General features: G+C 70.6%; 19 protein-coding genes and 2 tRNA genes. 6 read left to right on the plus strand and 15 right to left on the minus strand.

Annotated features, from left to right (window positions below; translation table 11 throughout):
* Positions 1-21: 21 nt before the first annotated feature.
* The 7 genes from JOD52_RS03155 to JOD52_RS03185 form a co-directional block, all read right to left on the minus strand.
* The gene (locus JOD52_RS03155) at positions 22-1,071 is read right to left on the minus strand and encodes an LCP family protein (protein WP_017822189.1); all 1,050 of its coding nucleotides are present in this window, start codon (positions 1,069-1,071) and stop codon (positions 22-24) included.
* Complete coding sequence (trmB, locus tag JOD52_RS03160) at positions 1,068-1,880, minus strand: tRNA (guanosine(46)-N7)-methyltransferase TrmB (protein WP_204408770.1); 813 nt, start codon at positions 1,878-1,880, stop codon at positions 1,068-1,070. The genes JOD52_RS03155 and trmB overlap by 4 nt, the downstream gene beginning before the upstream one ends.
* Before the next feature lie 24 nt (positions 1,881-1,904).
* Complete coding sequence (locus tag JOD52_RS03165) at positions 1,905-2,330, minus strand: Rieske (2Fe-2S) protein (protein WP_204408771.1); 426 nt, start codon at positions 2,328-2,330, stop codon at positions 1,905-1,907.
* Between the two features lie 29 nt (positions 2,331-2,359).
* Positions 2,360-2,926, minus strand: a complete 567-nt coding sequence (gene def / locus JOD52_RS03170) for a peptide deformylase (protein ID WP_017822186.1) — start codon at positions 2,924-2,926, stop codon at positions 2,360-2,362.
* Positions 2,923-4,056, minus strand: a complete 1,134-nt coding sequence (locus tag JOD52_RS03175; protein ID WP_204408772.1) for a YhjD/YihY/BrkB family envelope integrity protein — start codon at positions 4,054-4,056, stop codon at positions 2,923-2,925. The genes def and JOD52_RS03175 overlap by 4 nt, the downstream gene beginning before the upstream one ends.
* A 61-nt stretch (positions 4,057-4,117) precedes the next feature.
* Positions 4,118-6,658, minus strand: coding sequence for a glycoside hydrolase family 65 protein (locus JOD52_RS03180; protein WP_204408773.1), 2,541 nt, complete (start codon positions 6,656-6,658; stop codon positions 4,118-4,120).
* Positions 6,655-7,392 carry an HAD-IA family hydrolase gene (locus JOD52_RS03185; RefSeq protein WP_204408774.1) on the minus strand — a complete coding sequence of 246 codons (738 nt, stop codon included), beginning with the start codon at positions 7,390-7,392 and terminating at the stop codon, positions 6,655-6,657. Before JOD52_RS03185 ends, JOD52_RS03180 begins: the two co-directional genes overlap by 4 nt.
* Positions 7,393-7,523: 131 nt before the next feature.
* Between JOD52_RS03185 and JOD52_RS03190 the strand changes: the two genes are divergently transcribed.
* Complete coding sequence (locus JOD52_RS03190) at positions 7,524-8,174, plus strand: SRPBCC domain-containing protein (RefSeq protein ID WP_017822182.1); 651 nt, start codon at positions 7,524-7,526, stop codon at positions 8,172-8,174.
* A 57-nt stretch (positions 8,175-8,231) separates the two neighbouring features.
* On the opposite strand, the gene JOD52_RS03195 is transcribed toward JOD52_RS03190, so the two are convergent.
* Positions 8,232-8,852 (minus strand): NAD(P)H-binding protein, encoded by a 621-nt coding sequence (locus JOD52_RS03195; RefSeq protein WP_017822181.1) that lies wholly within the window; start codon positions 8,850-8,852, stop codon positions 8,232-8,234.
* Positions 8,853-8,966: 114 nt separating this feature from the next.
* Here JOD52_RS03195 and JOD52_RS03200 point away from each other — a divergent pair, with 114 nt between their 5' ends.
* A complete protein-coding gene (locus JOD52_RS03200; protein WP_204408775.1) occupies positions 8,967-10,442 on the plus strand; it encodes an MFS transporter in 1,476 nt (491 codons plus the stop codon).
* On the opposite strand, the gene JOD52_RS03205 is transcribed toward JOD52_RS03200, so the two are convergent.
* Both JOD52_RS03205 and JOD52_RS03210 read right to left on the minus strand, forming a co-directional pair.
* Positions 10,375-10,920, minus strand: a complete 546-nt coding sequence (locus JOD52_RS03205; protein WP_204408776.1) for a CarD family transcriptional regulator — start codon at positions 10,918-10,920, stop codon at positions 10,375-10,377. The two genes, JOD52_RS03200 and JOD52_RS03205, sit on opposite strands and share 68 nt — an antisense overlap.
* A 232-nt stretch (positions 10,921-11,152) precedes the next feature.
* A complete protein-coding gene (locus JOD52_RS03210; protein ID WP_204408777.1) occupies positions 11,153-11,707 on the minus strand; it encodes a CarD family transcriptional regulator in 555 nt (184 codons plus the stop codon).
* Positions 11,708-12,070: 363 nt separating this feature from the next.
* Between JOD52_RS03210 and JOD52_RS03215 the strand changes: the two genes are divergently transcribed.
* Both JOD52_RS03215 and JOD52_RS03220 read left to right on the plus strand, forming a co-directional pair.
* A complete protein-coding gene (locus JOD52_RS03215) occupies positions 12,071-12,748 on the plus strand; it encodes an ABC transporter ATP-binding protein (protein WP_239551760.1) in 678 nt (225 codons plus the stop codon).
* On the plus strand, positions 12,745-14,298 hold the full coding sequence (locus tag JOD52_RS03220) for a hypothetical protein (RefSeq protein ID WP_204408778.1): 1,554 nt from the start codon (positions 12,745-12,747) through the stop codon (positions 14,296-14,298). The genes JOD52_RS03215 and JOD52_RS03220 overlap by 4 nt, the downstream gene beginning before the upstream one ends.
* A gap of 20 nt (positions 14,299-14,318) precedes the next feature.
* Here JOD52_RS03220 and JOD52_RS03225 read toward each other — a convergent pair whose 3' ends face one another.
* The 5 genes from JOD52_RS03225 to JOD52_RS03245 form a co-directional block, all read right to left on the minus strand.
* On the minus strand, positions 14,319-14,951 hold the full coding sequence (locus tag JOD52_RS03225; protein WP_204408779.1) for a M15 family metallopeptidase: 633 nt from the start codon (positions 14,949-14,951) through the stop codon (positions 14,319-14,321).
* 7 nt (positions 14,952-14,958) lie between these two features.
* Complete coding sequence (locus JOD52_RS03230) at positions 14,959-16,161, minus strand: aminotransferase-like domain-containing protein (protein ID WP_204408780.1); 1,203 nt, start codon at positions 16,159-16,161, stop codon at positions 14,959-14,961.
* A gap of 73 nt (positions 16,162-16,234) precedes the next feature.
* Positions 16,235-16,756 (minus strand): methylated-DNA--[protein]-cysteine S-methyltransferase, encoded by a 522-nt coding sequence (locus JOD52_RS03235; RefSeq protein WP_017822173.1) that lies wholly within the window; start codon positions 16,754-16,756, stop codon positions 16,235-16,237.
* Positions 16,753-17,739, minus strand: coding sequence for a DNA-3-methyladenine glycosylase family protein (locus JOD52_RS03240; protein ID WP_204408781.1), 987 nt, complete (start codon positions 17,737-17,739; stop codon positions 16,753-16,755). The genes JOD52_RS03235 and JOD52_RS03240 overlap by 4 nt, the downstream gene beginning before the upstream one ends.
* 356 nt (positions 17,740-18,095) lie before the next feature.
* Positions 18,096-18,166 (minus strand) — tRNA-Gly (locus JOD52_RS03245).
* Positions 18,167-18,408: 242 nt separating this feature from the next.
* Here JOD52_RS03245 and JOD52_RS03250 point away from each other — a divergent pair.
* Both JOD52_RS03250 and tig read left to right on the plus strand, forming a co-directional pair.
* Positions 18,409-18,482, plus strand: a tRNA-Pro gene (locus JOD52_RS03250).
* 86 nt (positions 18,483-18,568) lie between these two features.
* Positions 18,569-20,173 (plus strand): trigger factor, encoded by a 1,605-nt coding sequence (gene tig, locus JOD52_RS03255; RefSeq protein WP_204408782.1) that lies wholly within the window; start codon positions 18,569-18,571, stop codon positions 20,171-20,173.
* Positions 20,174-20,251 lie beyond the last annotated feature (78 nt).

A 20,251-nucleotide genomic window follows, 5' to 3' on the forward strand; every position in this document is an offset into this window, starting at 1 on the left:
TGGTCGGAGCACCCTTGTGGGTCAGTACTTGCCGGCGTTCTCAGCGTAGTAGGTGCCCATGTCGTCCTCGCGCAGGGCCTTGCGCAGCTTGTCCATCTCGCCCTCCTCGGTGGCCACCACGCTGGCGCCACCGCTGGTGGTGTACGGGCCGCCGTGGGGGACCGAGAGGAAGTACAGGTCGTTGCTGCGCACCGACCGCATCGACAGGCCCAGCTCCACCATGGCGGTCGCGGTCAGGTCCTCGTCGGTGGTGAGGTACGGGGAGATCTGCGCGACGGTGTCCCGCAGCTTCAAGGGGTCGCTGAGGGTGTCGGCACTGATCAGCTTGTCGGCGATGCCCAGCAGGACCGCCTGCTGGTTGCGGTTGCGCTGGAAGTCCCCGTCGGCGAACTGCTTGCGCTGGCGCACGAACACCAGCGCCTCCTCGCCGTTCATCTGCTGAGTGCCCTCGGTGAACTGATGGCCGTCCGCCTCGAAGCTCTGCGGCACCATCACCTCAATGCCGCCCAGGGAGTCCACCAGGCCCTCGATCCCGTCGAAGTCGATCAGGGCCACGTGCTCGATCGGCACCCCCACGTAGTTCTCCACCGTGGAGACCGCCAGGGGGACCCCGCCGAAGGCGAGTGCCGCGTTGATGCGGTCCTTGCCGTGGCCCGGGATGTCCACGTACAGGTCGCGGGGGAAGGACATGACGTACACGTCCTGGCCGTCCTCGCTGACGTGGACCAGCATCATCACGTCCGAGCGCTGACCCACCACGCCGGAGGCCGCTGCCTCCTCCTCGGAGCGCTTGTCCGAGCCCAGCAGCAGGAAGTTCCGTCCGGTGCCCTCGATCTGCTCGGGGCGCTCACCGTCGGAGGTGCTGCGGGTGATGGTCACCGTGTTGCGCTTCTCGTACGCGTCACGCACAGAGAGCAGGTAGCCACCCACCACCACACCAGCGGCGAGCACCAGGGCGCAGATCACGCCCAGGCCGATCAGGGCCATGCGTCGCGAGGAGCGCCTGCCCGGTTCGGGCTGATCGCCGTCCTCCCAGTCGGAGGGAAGCTGAACATCGTCGGACGCGTTCATCCGTTCTCGTCCTCCTGACGGTGGGGCGCCCGGGTGTAGGCAAGATCCCATACTAGACGGCCCGCGGCGTGGGCCTTGGACTCGAAGCTGGTGAGCACCCGCCCTTCGAAGCGCGGGGCCCAGCCCGTGGCGGGCAGGTCACCCGGTACCTCGTCACTGGTGGTCCCGTCAGGTCGTGGGCCGTCCGGGTGGAGGGAGGCGAAGCGGGGGTCCGCCTCCATCACGTGGTGCATGTGGGCGGCGTACTGCGCCCAGTCGGTGGCCAGGCGCAGTACGGCACCCTCGCGCATCAGCGGTGCCACCGCGTCGAGGAACGGAGGGTTCACCAGGCGTCGTTTGTGGTGCTTGGACTTGTGCCAGGGATCCGGGAAGAACACCCACAGCTCGGAGACGGACCCGGCGGGCAGCAGCTGGGGGAGGCTGCGCTGGGCGTCCAGCGGCAGCAGGCGCACGTTGCGCGGGGACCCGGCCCGTTCGATGCGGTCCAGGGTCTGTGCCAGTCCCGGGACGTACACCTCCACGGCCAGATGGTCCCGCTCAGGCGAGGCCTGTGCCGCGGCGGCGATGTTCTCGCCCTGGCCGCTGCCCACCTCCACCACCAGCTCCGCACGGCGGCCGAAGACCGACTCGAGCTCGAGCCTCGCACCGGCGGCTGGGATCGTGTCCCTCTCACCGCGCGGCAGGTCGATCACGTAGAGCTCGGACAGGCGGTCCCAGGCGTCCTGGCGGCTGCGGGTGAGGCGGGCGCCGCGGCGCACGAAGGAGACCACCTCGCGCTGGCGGCGGTGGGGGCCGGAATGGGGCGTCATCGCGGTGCGTAGCTGCTGCGCGGGTCAGGCGGTGCGCCGCACGTGGCCGTCCTCGACCACCACGGGTACCTCGGGCAGGTGGATCGTTGCCGGGCCCACCAGCACCTCACCGGTGGTGGCATCGAAGCGGGAGCCGTGACACGGGCAGTCCAGCTCGGTCTCCACCTCGCGCAGGGCGCAGCCGTTGTGGGTGCAGTACCCGGAGTACCCGGTGACCTCATCCCCGCTTCCGCGCACCAGCAGCACGAAGGGGTGGTCGCCGCCGAAGTTCACCAGGGTGCCGGTGTTCTCCGGCAGGTCGGCCAGGGGGATCGCGCCGTCCGCCGCACGCACCGGAGTGCCGTTGCCGAAGCCCTCGTCCTCAGGGGCGCAGCCCGCCACGGCGGTCACCCCGGCAGCGGAGACGGGGAGCATCAGGGCACGGCGACGGGAGAGGCAAGGACGGTCCATCGCTCCAGGATAGACACTCCGGCTCGTGCTCAGACGTCCTCGGCGCTGGTGAGTCGGGGATCCCACGTCAGCAGGCCCTTGCTGCGCCAGCCGCGGGCGGACACGGCGTCCAGGGCCTCCCGGCGGTGGGCGGGGGAGAGCCGCTCGATGTACAGCGATCCCTCCAGGTGGTCCACCTCGTGCTGCAGCGCACGAGCCAGCACCCCGCCCTCGTCCTCGACCACGACCGGCTCCCCGTCCAGATCGATGCCGTGCACGCGGGCGCCACGGTGACGGGCGGTGGGGAAGCCCTCGCCGGGCACCGAGAGGCACCCCTCGATGGTCTCCTCGTCCAGCTCCAGCCCACCGAAGCGCTCCAGGCGGGGGTTGATCACCACGCCACGGCGCAGCGTGTCGGAGGCGTCGGGGCAGGAGTACACGAACAGTCGCCAGCGGGACCCCACCTGGGGAGCGGCCAGGCCCGCCCCGTCGGCGGCGTCGTTGGTCTCGAACATGTCGGCCACCAGCTCCCGGATGTCCTCGGTGATCTCGCGGACCTTCCGGGTGCGCTGCTCGAGGGCACGATGGCCGATGATCGTGATGGGCCGCACGCTCATGCGTCCTGGTCTCCTTCTTCTCGGGGCGAGGTGAGGGGCTTCTCGGTCGGGCTCACCGCGAAGGGGCTGTCGGCCTCGACGATCCACCGGCTGCGTCGCCGGCGCAGCGGCTCACCGTCGCGCGCGGACCCGGCGACCGCTCGGCCGATCTCCTCGGCGGTGGCGGCATCGGCGGCCAGGAAGTCGAGGCTGTGGGTGGCGTGGGGGTCCAGTTCGATGACGTGCCAGGCAGGCAGACCGGCCGCGATCTGGCGTGCGCGCAGGAACTCGGCATCCAGTGCGGCCCCGGCGACGATCACGATGTTGCCCACCCACAGCATCAGCAGGATCGCGATCAGGCCGTTCAGTGCGGTGAGCACCTCGGCGAAGCGCGTGGCGTACACCATCAGCTGCCCCAGGGTGAGGGCGGAGCCGAAAAGCACCAGCACCGTCATCGTCGAGCCCAGGGTGATCAGGCGGTACCGGGGGAGCTTCACGTTGGGGAACAGGTAGTAGGCCATCGAGACCCCGATGATCAGGATGAACAGCAGGATCGGCCACTTGACGACGTTCCAGGTGTCGAAGGCGATCTGCGGCACCCCGATCAGCCCGCCCAGGCGCTGCGATGCCTCGCCGCCCACCGTGAGCATCCCGATGCACAGCAGCACCACCGCGATGATCAGCACCGTCTCCCCGAACACGATCGTGCGGAACCACAGGAACGGCCTGCCCTCCCGGGTGTCGTACACCCGGTGCATCGCACGGTGGAAGGCAGCGACGCCGTTGGAGGCCGAGAGCAGCGCCCCCAGGGTGCCCAGGGCCAGGCCCCACGCCCCGCCGTCGGTGGAGGCGACCGCCAGGATCGCCCCGGTGAACGGGCGCGGGTCCAGGGTCGGGAAGATCTCGGTGATCAGGGCGGAGACGGTGTGGATGGTCTGCGCCTGGACCCCGATCATCGACACCAGGGACACCATCGCCACCGCCCCAGGGAACACCGACAGCACGGTGTAGAACGTCATCGTGCCGGCCACGTCCCACACCTGGATGTCCAGCAGCCGCATCCGCACCCGGTGCAGCACGTACAGCACACTGAGCCGGGGGCGCCGGTAGTCGACGACGGGCCGGTCCGTGCGTCGTCGCGAGCCGCTCACCGGTGGCCTCCTGGGGGTGCGGGGAGTGCCCGGCCGCGACTGCCACGGGGGCAGCCGCGACTCAGACGGACTCGATGATGTCGTCGGGATCGGTGTGCACGGGGTACTCCCACGGGTCATCGGGATCCTTCGGCACGAAGGAGGTCACGATAGACCCATCGGCGCGCTCGTCGCCAAGTCCGCGCGGGGAGGCCAGCACGGCATCATCCAGGATCGGGCCCTGGTCCGCCAGCGCGACCGTGGCACCGTCCCGAGTGACGCGCGCGCTCTCGCCGCGCACCGTGACCTCGAGCTCCTCGCCCTCCTCGAGCACGAAGGAGATCTCCTCACGGGTGATCCGCACCCGGAACCGCGACTCCCGCACCGTCAGCGGGAAGGAGAGCTCCGGCCAGGACTCCGGCAGGCGCGGGTCGAAGGACAGCGCACCCTTCTCCTGGCGCATACCGCCGAAGCCGTGCACCAGGGCGTTCCAGACGCCGCCGGCCGATGCGATGTGCACACCGTCGGAGGTGTTGCCGTGCAGGTCGCCCAGGTCCACGAACAGGCCTGCCCGGAAGTAGTCCAGGGCGGCCTTCTGGTGCCCCACCTCGGCGGCCATGATCGACTGCACCACGGCCGAGAGGGAGGAGTCACCGGTGGTGATCGGGTCGTAGTACTCGAAGTCGGCACGCTTCTCCTCGGCGGTGAACTCAGCGCCGCGAAGGAACAGTGCGAGCACCACGTCGGCCTGCTTGAGCACCTGGAAGCGGTAGATCACCAGGGGGTGGTAGTGCAGCAGCAGGGGGAAGAACTCCTCGGGGGTGCTGGGGAGGTCCCACACCTCGCGCTCCAGGAAGCGGTCCTCCTGAAGGTGGATGCCCAGTGCCTCGTCCTTGGCGATGAACATGCCGTCGGCGCAGGCCTCCCACTGCTCCAGCTCCAACATGTCCAGCTCCAGCTCGGAGACCAGGGCCTCCAGGCCGGCTGGGTCCGCCTCGCGCAGCTCGCGCACCGCGCGGGCGGCTCGCCGCAGGTTGTAGCGGGCCATCACGTTGGTGAACATGTTGTTGTTGACCACGGTGGTGTACTCGTCCGGGCCGGTCACCCCGTGGATGTGGAAGCTGGCGTCGCCCTCGGCGGTGACCCGCCAGAAGCCGAGGTCGGACCACATCCGGGCCGTCTCCACGAGCACCCGCACCCCGTCGCGGTGCTGGAAGTCGAGATCGCCGGTGATATCGGTGTACATGGAGAAGGCGTAGGCCACGTCGGCATTGATGTGGTACTGCGCGGTGCCGGCCGCGTAGTAGGCCGAGGCCTCGTCGCCGTTGATGGTGCGCCAGGGGAACATGGCGCCGCGCTGGTTCAGCTCACGTGCGCGCTCCCTGGCCTTGGGCAGCAGGTTGGAACGGAAGCGCAGGGCGTTGCGGGCCCAGGTGGGGGAGGTGAAGATCAGGAACGGCACCACGTAGATCTCGGTGTCCCAGAAGTAGTGACCTTCGTACCCGGAGCCGGTGACGCCCTTGGCGGGGATCCCCCAGCCGTCGGATCGGGCGGAGGCCTGCGCCAGCTGGTAGAGGCACCACCGGGTGGCCTGCTGCTCGGCGGGACGTCCGGGCAGCTGCACGTCCGAGCGGCGCCAGAAGTCCTCCAGGTAGGCGCGCTGGTCCGCGTACTGCGGCGCGAATCCCTCGGTGCGGATCCGGTCCAGGGTGCGGCGGCAGCGGTCGAACAGCTCGCGGTGGGGGACCGACCGGGAGGAGTGGTAGGCCACGGCCTTGCGCACCGTGATGCTCTGCCCCTCATCCAGGTTCGCGTGGAACACGGCCCGACCCAGGTCCGGCATGGTGTCCAGCAGGCGCTCCACCTCCGCCTCCGACTCCACCTCGTGGTCCGCGCCGATGGCGAGGGTCATCCCGGAGTTGGCCACCCGGTAGCCCAGCAGCATGCGCTTCTCGCTGTGCCAGTCCTGCTGCGGCTCCAGCACCCGGTGGGTGAAGGCGGTGGTCTGGCGGGGGTCGTGCTTGTCGGTGATGGGGCCGGCGCTGTTGCCGAACTCGTCCACGGAGTCCTGCCGGTTCACGATCTGGGAGGAGATCGCCACCGGCGCGGAGCCGTCCAGCATCGTCACCTCCATCTCCATCAGCGCCAGGTGACGCTGCTCGAAGGAGACCATGCGGCTGGAGCGCACCCGCACGTGCTTGCCGGCGGGGGTGCGCCATATCAGGTCACGCCGCAGCACGCCCTCGCGGAAGTCGATCCAGCGCTCGTACTCCACCATGTCCGCGATCGACAGCAGCAGGGGCTCATCGTCCACGTACAGCTTGATGGTGCTGCAGTCGGGCACCGAGATCATGGTCTGGCCCACCTTGGCGAGGCCATAGGCGGACTCGGCGTGGTTGATCCGCCAAGTCTCGTGGAAGCCGTTGAGGAAGGTGCCGTGGGCCTTGACATCGCGCCCCTCCTCGGGGGTGCCGCGCATGCCCATGAACCCGTTGGCGGTGGCGAACAGGGTCTCCAGCAGGCCCAGGTCCGCCCCGGGGCGGGACTCCACCAGCCGCCACTCGTCCAGCGGCAGGTGGGCGCGGTCGACGGGGTCCTCGGGGACGGAGCGCAGGCGGGTCATGTCAGTTCCTCCAGGTCCTGCACCACGAGGGTGGCGCCCGCCTCGGTGAGGGTGTCGGCACCCACGCCCCGGTCCACGCCGATCACGGCGCCGAAGTTGCCGGCAGCGCCGGCGCGCACACCGGAGACGGCGTCCTCGTAGACCACCGAGTCGGTGGTGGCCACCCCCAGCAGGGCGGCGGCGTGCTCGAAGGTGTCGGGGGCGGGCTTGCCGGGTAGGCCCTCGGCGGCGGCGACGTTCCCGTCGACCACGAACTCGAAGCGGTCGCGCAGGCCCGCACCGCGCAGCACCTCCTCCGCGTTGCGGGAGGAGGAGACGACGGCAAGGCGGGCACCTGCGGGCAGGGAGTCGAGGTAGGCGACGGTGCCGGGGTAGGGGGTCACCCCCTCGGTGCGGATCAGCGTGAGCACCAGATCGTTCTTGCGGTTGCCCAGGCCGCGCACGGTCTCGGAGCCGGGGACCTGGTCGCCGGGGTCGGTGTCCTCGCCCTCGGGCAGCTCGATGTCGCGGGAGGTGAGGAAGGTGCGCACGCCGTCGTAGCGGGGCCGGCCGTCCACGTGCGCGAAGTAGTCGGCGTCGGTGTAGGGCTCGGTGATGCCGCGGGAGGTGAGGAACTCACTGAACATCCGGGCCCAGGCCCGCATGTGCACCTCGGCGGTGGGGGTGATAACCCCGTCCAGGTCGAAGAGGTGGGCGGTGAAGTCGGCAGGTTGGAAGCGCGTCGTGTCGTTCACGGTTTCCACTGTACGGGGCAGGACGGTCCGTACGTGGCACGTCGGTCCGCGGTCCGATACGCTTCGGATCGTCCGCCCCCGCGCGCGTGCGCCGGTGCGGAGCAGTGCAGTACAGGCCTCCCGAGGAGAAGATGACTGTCACGGAGTCGCTGCCGTACGTCGAGGCGGTGCGTCGCCGGCTCGAGATCGAGGAGCACGGCGTGCATGTGCGCACCGCCCTCACCCTGACCACCAACCTGTCGCTCGCCCCTGCCCAGCTGTGGCCCCTGCTGGTGGACCGGGCCGAGCTGGCGCAGTGGTACGGGCAGCTGTCCGGCGCACTGGTGGAGGGCGGCCGCTACCGCCTCGCCGACGGCGCCCACGGCCAGGTGCTTGAACTGGTCGAGCCCCACAAGGTCTCGTTGACCTGCGAGAAGGACGGCTCCGCCGATCCTGTTCAGGTGCGGTTGGACCCCGAGGACGACGGCACCACCAGCCTGCGCCTGACCTGCACCACCCTGATCGAGCGTGAACGGTTCGACCGCTACGGTCCCGGTGCTGCAGCGATCCACTGGGAGATCGCGCTGATGGCGCTGGCCGCCCACGCCGATGGGTGGCGCGCCTGCGTCACCGTGCCCGTCCCTGCGCCCACCCGGGAGTGGTTGGAGAGCGCGGAAGGCATCGCCCACCTGCAGGCCTGGTCGGTGCGCTGGGCGGCTGAGGCGATCGCCGCCGGGGTGGACGAGTCCTCGGCGCGCCGCGGGGAGCTCGCGACCGCCCAGGCCTTCCTCAAGGCCCACTGATCCCGTGGGATGGACTGACCCTGCCAGGAGCGCCGATCCCGCGCAGCGCGCCGGACCTCAGACGGTGACGGTCAGCACCCGCGGCTCGGAGCCCACCGTGAGCGCCTGGTCCACGAGCGCCCGTGCAAGGTCCTCCCGGGGCAGGGCGCGGCTCCCCTCGTCGTGCCGGGTACCCACCGACTGCTCCCGGGTGCCCAGCAGGTCCGTGGGGCGGCCCGCTCGCAGCACCGTCCAGTCCAGGCCGCTGCCGGCCAGGAGCCGCTCGAGCCGGCGCAGGTCCTGCAGGCCACCGTGGTGCAGCCGCCTGCGCAGGGGGCCCAGCACGCGCGCCGGGTCCGCCAGCTCGATGCTCGAGACCGCCACCAGGCGCTCCACCCCGGCCGCGCGCATGGCCCGCACCGCCGCGATCGCCGCGTCGGTGGCCTGCATCGTGGGATCGGCCACCAGCTGCGGGGTCAGTGCCAGCACCACGGCGTCGGCGCCCTGCACCGCCGGTTCCAGATCGTCCTGGCTGCCCGCCTCCGCCCGCAGCACCTCGAACTCGGGGGAGAGCCGAGGGACCCGCTGGGGAAGGGGAGCGGTGCCACGCACACTGAGGCCACGTACCAGGGCCTCGCGCACCACCGCCTCGCCCAGCAGGTCATCGGCTCCGATCACAGTGAGGGTCTTGAACGCCATCGGGCCAATGTAACGGGCGCAGGGCCCGGTCCGCCGCGAGGACGGAAGCGCCGACCGCCGGATCCGCTGGGGATTCCGTTTGCCGGGCCCCGGGCGGGGTGGGAGACTCGACCAGTGTCCGCAGCCCCGCCCCCGCCGCTGGACGGCGAGGGGCGCACGGTCTCCCAGGTGATCCGGTCCCTGGCCCCCTCCATCTACATACCCACTCTGCTGCAGTTCATCGGGGTGGCCGCACTGATGCCGGTGATCACCCTGCTGGCGCTCGAGCTGGGATTCGCCACGGCACAGGCCGCCTCCCTCACGGTGGTGTTCGGCCTGGCGGCCTTCCTGGGGCCCATCCCCGCAGGGCGCCTGATCGGGAGGATCGGTGCCCGCGCGGCACTCGTGGCCACGGGGCTGCTGCTGGTGATCGCGAGCATGGCAGGCTACGCCGTGCTCACCCCGGCACTGGCCGACGATGTCGAGGCCGGGGCAGGTGCCCGGACGATGCTGATCGGCGTGCTGGTGATGATGGCCGCCTGTTCCCAGGTGTGGATGCTGGGCAGGCAGTCCTTCCTCGGCTCCGCACTGCCGCCGTCCATGCGTGCCCGGGGCATGACCATGTTCGGTGGCATGATCCGGGTGGGACAGGTGATCGGACCGCTCGCCGGAGCAGTGGTGCTGGCCGCCGGGTCACTGACCGGAGTGTTCGTGCTGAACGCCGCGATGACCCTGGCCGCGACGGTGATGGTGGCGGTGTTCCTGCCTGCGGGCGAGGTGCGCGCAGCACCGGTGCGCAGGCACCACCGCGAGCACGTGGGCCGCAGCCCGGCCCGCATCCGCCTCACCCGGGCGGTGCTGGCCCGGATGCTGATCGTGGGCCTGGGCATCATGCCGGTGATGATCGCCCGGGTGAACAACCCCGTGATCATCCCCCTGCTGGGCGCAGGGCTGGGGCTGGACGCGTTCTGGATCTCGATCGTGTTCGGCATCTCCGCGGTGGTGGACATCGCACTGGTGGTCCCCGCCGGCGTGCTGATGGACCGGTACGGCAGGGCCGCTGTGGCAGTTCCCTGCGCCACGATCATGGGGCTGGGATACCTTGCCCTGGCCCTTGCCACCGGGGGCGCCGCCGGCCACGGATTCACCCCGGCCCTGCTGGCACTGCTTCTGCCCGCGATGGTGATCGCGCTGGGCAACGGCCTGGGCTCCGGGATCGTGATGACCTTGGGCATCGACGTGTCCCCGGTGCACGGCCGCACCCGCTACCTGTCCTGGTGGAACACCCTGGTGGGAGCTGGTCGCCTGGTAGCACCGCTGCTGGTGGCCGGGATCGTGGTGGTGGCTCCGGTGGGCGCTGCTTCCGCGACCATCGGAGTGCTGTGCCTGGGGGGTGCGGCGCACCTGGGACGGGTGCTGCCGCGCACCACCCCGCGCGGCTGCAGACAAGCCCCTCGTCCCGACCGGCGGGCACGAACTGATAGGTACGAACTGACAGGCACGAGCCCCTCCGGGCCGTCCACCCGGACGGCCCGCAGCCCCCTCACGCGGCCTGAGCGTGCTCCGGCAGGGCCGCCGCGACCATCAGATCGCGTGCCTCGTCCAGGGTGATGCGGCGGGCGATGGAGATCTCTGCCGCCAGGGGAGCGAGGACCGAGCGCAGCAGGCGGCGCTCTGCGAGGCTCTTGGGGACCGAGCCGGACTCCCGGAGGATCTGCCGTACCACGCCCACCCGTTCGCTGAGAGCCCGGGACTGCACCCGCATCTCCAACTGCTTCATGCGCCGGGCCCAGGTCTCCTTGCGGGCCGGAGGCGGCGGCGAGGGCTGGGCGAGCTGGTCGAGGATCGACATGATCTGGTCTTCCTCGAGCAGGTTACGCAGCCCCACGTCCTCGGAGCGACCCAGGGGGACGGAGATCCGCATGGACTCCCCGATGACCTCGAGCTCGACGTACTCGGTGGACGTCCCACGGACCCTGCGGGTGCGGGTGGAGAGCACGCGCACCGGTCCGTGGAACGGGTGGGTGAGCACCGAGCCTGCTCGCGGGGCGCGGGCAGGGGCGGGGGTGGTGGCAGCAGCTGTGGGCACGGAGAACCTCCTCGACGGGACGAACGCTCCGCCGGCACTCCGGCTGCGGTGTCCGGGGCGGCTCAGCTTCCTGCGGTGCGGTCAGGATCGATCGGCGTGACGGAAGGAAGTGGCGCGAATGTCTGTCGGCCTGCGTGGTCAGGTCGACGGCACTTGTGACGGAGCGTGACCACCATCTCATGTTTCTGACGCGAAATCTAGGGGCTGACACTTCCGAGCGTCATGGGTGGCTTCACGCCGCGTGCGGACGCCCCGGCAGTGCCGCATCGATCAGCAGTTCGCGTGCGGCCTCGGGGCTGATGCCGCGGGCGATGGAGATCTCGGAGGCCAGGGGGGAGATGGCGGAGCGCAGCAGGTCGCGCAGTGCCAGGCTCGAGGGGATCTCCCCGGACTCCCGCAGGATCTGCCGCACTACGCACACCCGTTCGGTGAGCGAGCCCGACTGCAGCTGCATGTGCAGCTCCTTCATCCGATGGGCCCAGGAGTCCTTGTCCTGACGATCGGTCTCGGGTCCGGCCAGCATCTCGAGGATGTCGCAGATCTGGTCCTCCTCCAGCAGGTCCCGCAGGCCCACGTCCTCGGCGCGCTCCATCGGCACGGAGATGCGCATCGCCCCTTCGACGACCTCGAGGTCCACGTAGTCCTTCGCCGTGCCGCGCACCTGACGGGTGGTCGTGGCGACCACCCGGACCGGCCCGTGGACGGGATGGGTGATCACATCACCCACCACCGGGGTGCGGTCGCGGTACGTGGAGCGGGGGGTGATGGGGGTGTCGACTGCGGTCACGGGGAACCTCCTGGCGATCGTGCGCCCCGTCCGGCACCGGGCCCGGGGATCCCGGGACCACGGCGACCGGCCACCCGCGAAGTCCCGCGCCGAAGGGGCGGGGAGTACGCAGAGCGGATCGGTTCGAATGCCCGCCACCTGCAGGAACAGGCGCGCGACACTTACGGTGAGGCACCACCATTGTCTCATGCGGGCCGCGCATGTCCCGGCTGTGATCCCCGCCCCACCGGTGCGGGGCATCCGCTCGCAGCGGCTGTGGGGCACCCGCTCGCAGCAGCGCCGGGCAGGTTCGTCGACCATGGATCGAGGCCCCATCGACGAAGGTAGGTCCCTTTCCCGGCCCGCGTGCGATGGAATGGGCCCATGTTGAGTCCGCGCAGCCAGCCCGCCGACCCTGTCGCCGGGTCCGATCCCCCCGCTGTCCAGTTCGACGGCATCGGCGTGGTGCGTGACGAGGCGGTGCTGCTGCTGGAGGCCACCGGCTCCGTGGATACCGGAGGGATCCTCGCGGTCACCGGTCCGAACGGGGCCGGGAAGACCACGCTGCTGCGCACCGTCGCCGGGATCCTGGAGCCCACCTCCGGGCAGGTGCGGGTCAACGGCCGCGTGCCGGACGATCGCGACTGTGCGTTCCGCCGCAGTCTCGCCGCGCTGATCGGCCCACCGCAGACGGCCCGCGACCTCACCATCGCCGAGCACCTGCAGTTCATCGCCGCCACCTGGGGAGCCCGTGCCGGGCAGGCCCGGGAGCAGGCAGGCGAACTGCTGGCCGAACTGGACATCGCCCAGCTGGGCTCCCGCTACCCCCACGAGCTCTCCAGCGGGCAGACCCAGCTCGCCTCGATCGCGCTGACCCTGGCCCGTCCCTTCGACGTGCTGGTGCTGGACGAGCCCGAGCAGCGCCTGGACCCCGACCGGTTGGGACTGGTGATCGCCGCCCTGCAGCGCCGAACGCACGAGGGTGCGGCGCTGATGATCGCCAGCCACAGCCCTCGCCTGGTTGACGAACTGGCCACCGACGTGCTGGAGATCGACTGGTGAGCGCTCCGGCAGATCATTCCGACCTGCACCGGGAACAGGCGTCGATGGGCGCCATCCGGGAGATCTGGGCCTCCCGCCGAGGTGCCCGCACCCGCGCGGACGTCGCCTATCTGGTGTACCTGGTGGTGCTCAGCATCGCCATCCTGGTGGTGCCCGTCCTGCGGGCGATCGGGGCGGGGATGGCCAGACCGGACGTTGTGCCGGTTCTGCTCGCCGGTACCGCGCCGCAGGTGGTCACCGCCGTCGCCCTAGTCGCTGCCGGTGCGCTGGTGCTGACAGGCGCAACCCGCGGTCCCGCCCTGCTGGCTCCTTTCTTCACCGCCACCCTCGCAGCCGGCCCTCTGCGCCGCCGCGCGGTGCTGTGGCGTCCCTTCGCCCGTGCCCTGCTGGTGCCGGTGCTGGGACTGGTCACTGCGGCGGTGTTGATCGGCACCACGCTGGTCACCGTGGATCGGGCCGGGCTCGCAGGGGCCGGATGGTTCGCACTGGCTGCCGCGGGGTCGGGCCTGCTGCTCGGCGCGGCCTGGCTGCTGGGGGAACTGCTGCCGGGCACCTGGCGCCGCCTCCTCGCGATCGCCCTGCCACTGCTCGGGCTGGCGCTCGCTGCCCTCCCCGTGCCGGTCGGCCCCGGGGCCGCGTACCCGTTGGCAGGCGCGAGGGCGATGCCCTGGGCGATCGGCCTGACGCTCGCCGGGATCATCGCCGTCGCTGCGTGTATCCCTCTGCTGGACCGCCTGCGCGGGGAGGTGCTGCTGGAGCAGGCCGTGCGCTGGGAGGCCGCGACCACCACGGCCACCACCGGTGACCTGACCGGTGCCGCCGGAGCGTTCCGGGCGCGGGCCAGCACCGGCCGTCGCCTGCCTGTGATCGGCGGGGGACCGCTGCCGCTGGTCTACGCACGACGCGACGCGATCGCCTGGCTGCGCACCCCGGAGCGCACGGTGATCGGTCTGATCGGCGCCATCGGAGCGGCTGCGGCACTCGGGTGGGGGGTGCTCGCCACCGGGCCGCTGGCCTGGATGGCGATGGCCACCGGGATACTGGGGCTGTGGATGGCCAGCAGCGCACTCACCGACGGCATCCGCCATGCCGTGCACACCCTAGGCGCGCCCCCGCTGCTGGGTCAGACCGCCGCTGCACAGGCTCTCCTGCACTCCCTTGCGCCAATGCTGCTGCTGGCTGTCGTCGGCGGGCTCGGCGGGGCAGCGGTGGCACTGGGAACGACAGGGGCGGAGCAGGTGGGGCTGCTGCGTGCCGTTCTCGTCCCGGTGGCGCTCGCCCCGGTCCTGGTGGCACTGCGCGTGCACGCCGCGGCCAAGGGGCCGATGCCGCTGAAGCTCGCCACCCCGATACCCACCGCACAGGGTGACCTCTCCGTGATCCCCATGCTCACCTGGCAGTCCGACGCGATCCTGCTGGTACTCCTGGCCGGCGGCGTGCTCGTGCTCGCGTCCTGGCTGGGGCCACTGTGGATCGCAGGCGCCGTTGCGCTGCTGGTGCTCGGCATCGTGTGGCTCACCCGCTCCCGGTTCCGGGATCTGCGCGACTGAGCCGGCTCCCGCGGCTGTTCTCAGAGCGGTGCGTAGAGCGCGGACGGGGACACCGCCCGCGCGGCCCAGATGCGGTCCCCGTAGGACCAGTGCCACCACTCGGGCTCGTAGTTCACGAAGCCGGCCGTGTGCATGGCCTCAGCCAGGATCTGCCGTGACCGCCGGGCGCCCGGTGAGATGTTCTCGGCGGCCATGTAGCAGGCCCCCGCGCTGTCCTCCGGCGACTGGTTCACAGGCGTGCCCATGTCCACCTCGAGGCCGTTCTCGGTGAGGGTCAGATCGACGGCGGCACCGCACGGATGCGGGGCGACCTCGACCGGGGAGATGTACTGGCTGGCCTGGATGTACGCTGCTTGTGCGTCCAGCGTCGGGTCGGCCGCCATCAGATGTTCCAGGTGCTCGGTGAAGTAGCTCTCCTGGAGCCCCATCGGGCGGTAGCCCTCGATGAACAGCAGATCGAATCCATCGGGCAGTGCTCGACGAGCGGTCAGCAGGCGCTCGGCCACGCCTTGGCGCACCCGGCGCCACGCGCCTTCCGGGTCGGCCTTGCGATCGTCGATGGTCAGGTCGGGGACGTCCGCGAGATCGACCAACGGTTCGCCGGTGTCCACCACCAGTATCTTCAGCAGGCGAGGGTCCGAGAGCAGCAGCACGGCCTCACTATAGGTGGGCCGACCTTCCGGCGATGACCTCGCCCAGGCGCTGGATGGCGTCGCCGATGACCTCGGGGGAGTGGGTCACGAAGCTCAGACGCATGGTGGAGCGGTCCGGGTCGCTCGCGAAGAACGACCAGCCCGGCAGGTACGCCACGCCGGCATCGACGGCCTCGGCCAGCATGTCCTGGGCGTCGTAGCCCTCCCCGAGCGCCGCCCACAGGAACATCCCGCCATCAGGATGGGTGATCCGCGCATCGGCGGGCAGCAGGGGAGTGAGCGCGGCCGCCATCGCGTCGCGGCGCTCCCGGTGCACCGCACTGACCTGCTTCACATGGGCATCGAGATCTGCGGTGTCGAGGTACCGGGCCACCGTCAGCTGGTCCACCACGGAGGACTGCATGGAGATCGCGGCCTTCGCGACGGCGAGGGTGTCCAGGATCGGGCCCTCGGCGCGCATCCAGCCGATCCGCACCCCGGGGGCCATCAGCTTGCTCATCGAGTTCAGCAGCAGGGTGCGCTCGCTCATCCCCGGCAGTGAGGCGATCGGTGCCCAGGTGGCGCCGGTGAAGGTGAGCTCCCCGTAGGGGTCGTCCTCCACCAGCGGGGTGTCGGTGCGCAGCAGTACCTCGGCCACCGCCTGCCGGCGCTCCACCGGCATGGTGCGTCCGGTGGGGTTCTGGAAAGTGGGGATCAGGTACACGAACCGCGGGTGGTGGGTGCGGATGGCGTGCTCCAGAGCGTCCGGCACCACGCCGTGCTCGTCGGTCTCCACCCCGATCATGTGGGCGCCGTGCACGGCGAAGGCCTGCACCGCCGCGAGGTAGGTCGGAGATTCCACCAGCACCACGTCGCCCGGTTCCAGCATCGCCTGCGCGATCACGAACAGGCCCTCCTGGGAACCGGAGGTGACCCGGATCTGCGAGGCATCGGTGGGGACGGTGCGGGAGAGCCTGCGGGCGGCCTGCTCGCGCAGTTCCTTCTCGCCCTCGCTCACCCCGTACTGGAGGGCGCGGGTGCCCTGGTGAGTGAGCACCCAGTCGTAGGCCCCCTTGATGGGGGCCAGGTCGAACAGCTGCGGATCCGGGATGCCCCCGGCGAAGGAGACCACGTTCTCCCGGGCGGCGAGGGAGAAGATGTCCTTCAGCGGCGAGGACTCCATGCCCGCATAGCGGGCGGCGACGGGGAAGCGGAACGGCTGGGCGGTCATCGAACCATCGTGCCACGCGACGCACCCGCCGGGCAGCAGGCCCTCGGACCACCGGTGCTCGGCGTTCCATCCCTCAGCTCAGCAGCACGCCCTCCAGCCGCAGCAGCGCCTCCTTCGTCTGCGTACCGCCCGCGTAGCCGGTGAGGTCACCGCTGGAGGCCAGCACCCGATGGCACGGCACCACGATCGACAGGGGGTTGGCGCCCACGGCGGCACCGACGGCCTGCGCGGCCCGGGGGCTGTCCAGCGCCTCGGCGATCTTCCCGTACGTGGTGGTGGCGCCGTAGGGGATCGTCTGCAGCTGCTCCCACACCCGATGCTGGAACGGCGTGCCCACCGGTGCCAGCGGCAGGTCGAAACCGGTGCGCTCGCCGGCCAGATACGCCAGCAGCTGGGAGGCGGCCGCATCCAGCACGGAGTGCTCCTGCGGAGCCTCCTCGCCGAGGCGGGCCACTACGGGGAAGTGCTTCTGCGCCTCCCGCCACACGCCGATCAGGGCGTCGTCCCCGGCGGCCAGCACGTAGGTGCCCAGCGGGGTGTCAATGCGGCGATGGCGGATGGTGGCCATCGGCGGGGTGGTGCCGTGAGCGGTCATGGTGCGTCCTTCACAGGTGGGGCGGCTGATCGTCGCCTGCGGGGCGGCGGTCGGAGGGTCGAGTTGTGCAGCCACAGGTGCAGGGAAGCGTAGCTGCGCCAGGGTGATGCCGCCTGCAATGCCGCGAACAGGGAGCCGTGGTCATCGGCGATCCCGAGGTCGCGGGCGGCACCCAGCAGGGCCACGTCCCTGGCAGGGTGGGAGTCGGTGGCGCGGGCGGCGCGCAGCAGCACGTAGTCCGCGGTCCATGGCCCCACGCCGGGCAGGGCCAGCAGCTGGGCGCGCAGAGTGTCGATCGGCTGGCCCGTGTCGATGTCCACGGTCAGCGCGGCGACCAGGGCCCGTCGGCGGGCCCCTGGCCCGCGGAACCAGGCATCGGCGGTCCGGGCAGCATCGGCCGGGAGCACCGGCAGGCGCGTGACCGATCCGGTGCGCAGGCCCTCCGGCAGTGCCTGGCCGGCCAGGTCGGTGGCCCGGGTGATCTGATCGCGTGCCTGTGCGGTGGTGATCTGCTGGCCGACGATCGCCCACATCAGTGCTTCGGTGATGTTCGCGGTTCCGGGCAGGCGCACACCGGGGCGTTGCGCGACCAGGGGTGCCGGCTGCGGCACAGCGGCGGCCAGGTGGTGATCGATGCCCACGGGATCGGCGTCGAGATCGAGCAGCCGCCGCGTCAGTGCCACGGCTGCGGGATGGTCCCGCAGGTCCGCCAGGCGCAGGACGAGCGGGAGCGCCCCGGCGGCGCCGAGATCCACCTCGAGCACGGCCGGTCCGTGGGGGAGGCGCACCGCGCGGGTCCACACGAGGCCCTCCATGCTCTCCACCGCGGGCACTGCCCGGTGGGCGAACCAGGAGGCCAGTCCCTCACCGTCGAAGGGTCGGCCCACAGGCAGCTCGACGTGCACCGGCGCTGCACCCTTCGCAGTGTCGGCGCCCGCTGTCGCGGAGGCAGCGGGACGCTGATCATCCGTGAGCTCATGCATGTGTCCAGTGAACCGCTCCCACGGGGCGGTTGTCACTGGCTAGCGCACTGAGCCGCGGGGTGGGTCAGCGCCGATAGGCTCCAGCCGTGGCCTCGCAGTCGATCCCCTCCTACGCCGATCCGGTTCCCTCCGGCATGTCGATGGCGCAGGCGCTCATCGACCTGGTCGCGCGGCCGACCCGTGCGTTGAGCGGTGCTCAGTCGTCCGTGCCCTTTGGGTCCCAGATCCTCGAGCCCCAGGCCAGCAGACCACAGGGCACGGCCGTGGCGAGCAGGATGGACCCCGCGATCCAGTTTTCGGTGACAGATACGGAGAACCGCGACGGTCAGGTGACCGTCGCGGCTCAAAGAATTCGGAGCGGGCGACGGGAATCGAACCCGCGTAATCAGTTTGGAAGACTGAGGCTCTACCATTGAGCTACGCCCGCGTGACCAGGAGTGATACAGCTTCTGGGCCCGTATCGGACCGTTCTGCGCCATACCCGGTCAGGTGGTGACCCGTTCCCGTCCGGAGTGGCTCCGCGCGGTGGGGATCGCAGACCATTGAACCAGATCGCGGGCCCGGGATCACGCCCGGCGGGCCCCTGTGGGGCATGCATCTGCTCACAGGGGTGTCGGGCGGGCACAGCGCCCACAGCCGCGAGCGGGTAATATTCGGTGGGTTGCCCTCCGGGGTGTAGCTCAGCTTGGTAGAGCACCCGCTTTGGGAGCGGGAAGCCGCAGGTTCAAATCCTGTCACCCCGACTCCGCCGCAGGGTCGCTGCACCACCTGCGCCCCGTGGCGTGCACGTAGACCACCCGAACGACTCATCCACAGGGAGACCTGACCAGTGAAGACCGCGTCCGAGAAGCTCAGCCCCACCCGGGTCAAGCTCACCGTCGAGGTGCCCTTCGACGAGCTGAAGCCCGCCGTCGAGGCAGCCACCAAGAAGATCGCCGACCAGGTTCAGATCCCGGGCTTCCGCAAGGGCAAGGTTCCCACCCGCCTCGTGGAGCAGCGCTTCGGCCGTCCCGCGATCATGCAGGAGGCCGTGAACGAGGCCCTGCCCGAGCTGTACCAGAAGGCCGCTGCCGAGGTGGAGCTCAAGCCCGTCGGCCGCCCCGAGGTCGAGGTCAACGAGGTCCCGGGCCTGGACGGCTCCGAGGACGGCAACCTCGTGTTCGTCGTCGAGCAGGACGTGCGCCCCGAGTTCGAGCTGCCGGAGTTCTCCTCCGTCGAGGTCGAGATCGAGGAGCCCTCGGTCGATGACGACGCCGTCGAGGTGCGCCTGACCGAGCTGCGCGAGCGCTTCGGCACCTTGGTGGGCGTGGACCGTCCCGCCGAGGACGGCGACTTCGTGTCCCTGGACATGCTGGCCACCATCGACGACGAGGAGATCGAGTCCGTCGAGGGCGTCTCCTACCAGATCGGCCAGGGCAACATGCTCGAGGGCCTGGATGAGGCCCTGGAGGGCCTGTCCGCCGGGGAGACCACCACCTTCACCAGCGAGCTCGCCGGTGGTGAGCACGCCGGCCAGGAGGCGCTGATCAAGGTGACCGCTCAGTCCGTCAAGGTGCGCGAGCTGCCCGAGGCCGACGACGAATTTGCCGAGATGGCCTCCGAGTTCGACACCATCGACGAGCTCAAGGACGACCTGCGCAAGCAGGCCGCCGCCGATGCCGAGGGCAACCGCGTGGCCCTGGCCCGCAACGCCCTGCTCGAGAAGCTCCTCGAGGACATCGAGATCGCGGTGCCCGAGCAGCTGGTGGAGGACGAGATCCTCACCCACCTGCAGAACGAGGGCAAGGAGGCGGGCGACCCGCACGGCGAGGAGATCCGCGAGGACACCGTCAAGGCGATCCGCGCCCAGTTCCTGCTGGACGAGATCAACGCGACCCGCGAGGTCCAGGTCGGCCAGGACGACCTGATGAACTACATGACCCAGCTGTCGGCCCAGTACGGCATCGAGTCCAACCAGCTCCTGCAGATGCTGGCCCAGTCCGGCCAGCTCGAGCAGATCTTCGCCGAGGTGCAGCGCTCCAAGGCCCTGGACGTCGCCCTCGCGGACGTCACCGTCAAGAACGAGAAGGGCGATGTGCTCGACCTGGGTCTGACCAAGGCAGAGGAGTCCGAGGACGACTCCGAGGACGCTGAGGAGAAGCCGGCCAAGAAGGCGCCCGCGAAGAAGGCTCCGGCCAAGACCGCCGCTGCCAAGAAGGCGGAGGCTGCTGAGGAGTCCGAGGACGCTGAGGAGAAGCCCGCGAAGAAGGCTCCCGCGAAGAAGGCTCCGGCCAAGACCGCCGCTGCCAAGAAGGCGGAGGCTGCTGAGGAGTCCGAGGACGCTGAGGAGAAGCCCGCGAAGAAGGCTCCCGCGAAGAAGGCGCCTGCGAAGAAGGCTCCGGCGAAGAAGGCTCCGGCCAAGAAGGCCGACGAGGACGCCTCCACCGAGAAGTGAGCTCCTGACCCGGCCACGTGCCGGGTGTGAGTGACGAACGGGCCGTCATCCCCAACGGGGGTGGCGGCCCGTTCGCAT

The sequence above is a fragment of the Brachybacterium muris genome (genome assembly GCF_016907455.1).
Taxonomy (GTDB): domain Bacteria; phylum Actinomycetota; class Actinomycetes; order Actinomycetales; family Dermabacteraceae; genus Brachybacterium; species Brachybacterium muris.

Coding starts and splice junctions, on each gene's coding strand:
- JOD52_RS03215 (WP_239551760.1), top strand. CDS start 12,071: ATGTTGAGTCCGCGCAGCCAGCCCGCCGACCCTGTCGCCGGGTCCGAT.
- JOD52_RS03235 (WP_017822173.1), bottom strand. CDS start 16,756: ATGACCGCTCACGGCACCACCCCGCCGATGGCCACCATCCGCCATCGC.
- JOD52_RS03230 (WP_204408780.1), bottom strand. CDS start 16,161: ATGACCGCCCAGCCGTTCCGCTTCCCCGTCGCCGCCCGCTATGCGGGC.
- JOD52_RS03190 (WP_017822182.1), top strand. CDS start 7,524: ATGACTGTCACGGAGTCGCTGCCGTACGTCGAGGCGGTGCGTCGCCGG.
- trmB (WP_204408770.1), bottom strand. CDS start 1,880: ATGACGCCCCATTCCGGCCCCCACCGCCGCCAGCGCGAGGTGGTCTCC.
- JOD52_RS03155 (WP_017822189.1), bottom strand. CDS start 1,071: ATGAACGCGTCCGACGATGTTCAGCTTCCCTCCGACTGGGAGGACGGC.
- JOD52_RS03195 (WP_017822181.1), bottom strand. CDS start 8,852: ATGGCGTTCAAGACCCTCACTGTGATCGGAGCCGATGACCTGCTGGGC.
- JOD52_RS03165 (WP_204408771.1), bottom strand. CDS start 2,330: ATGGACCGTCCTTGCCTCTCCCGTCGCCGTGCCCTGATGCTCCCCGTC.
- def (WP_017822186.1), bottom strand. CDS start 2,926: ATGAGCGTGCGGCCCATCACGATCATCGGCCATCGTGCCCTCGAGCAG.
- JOD52_RS03240 (WP_204408781.1), bottom strand. CDS start 17,739: ATGCATGAGCTCACGGATGATCAGCGTCCCGCTGCCTCCGCGACAGCG.
- JOD52_RS03180 (WP_204408773.1), bottom strand. CDS start 6,658: ATGACCCGCCTGCGCTCCGTCCCCGAGGACCCCGTCGACCGCGCCCAC.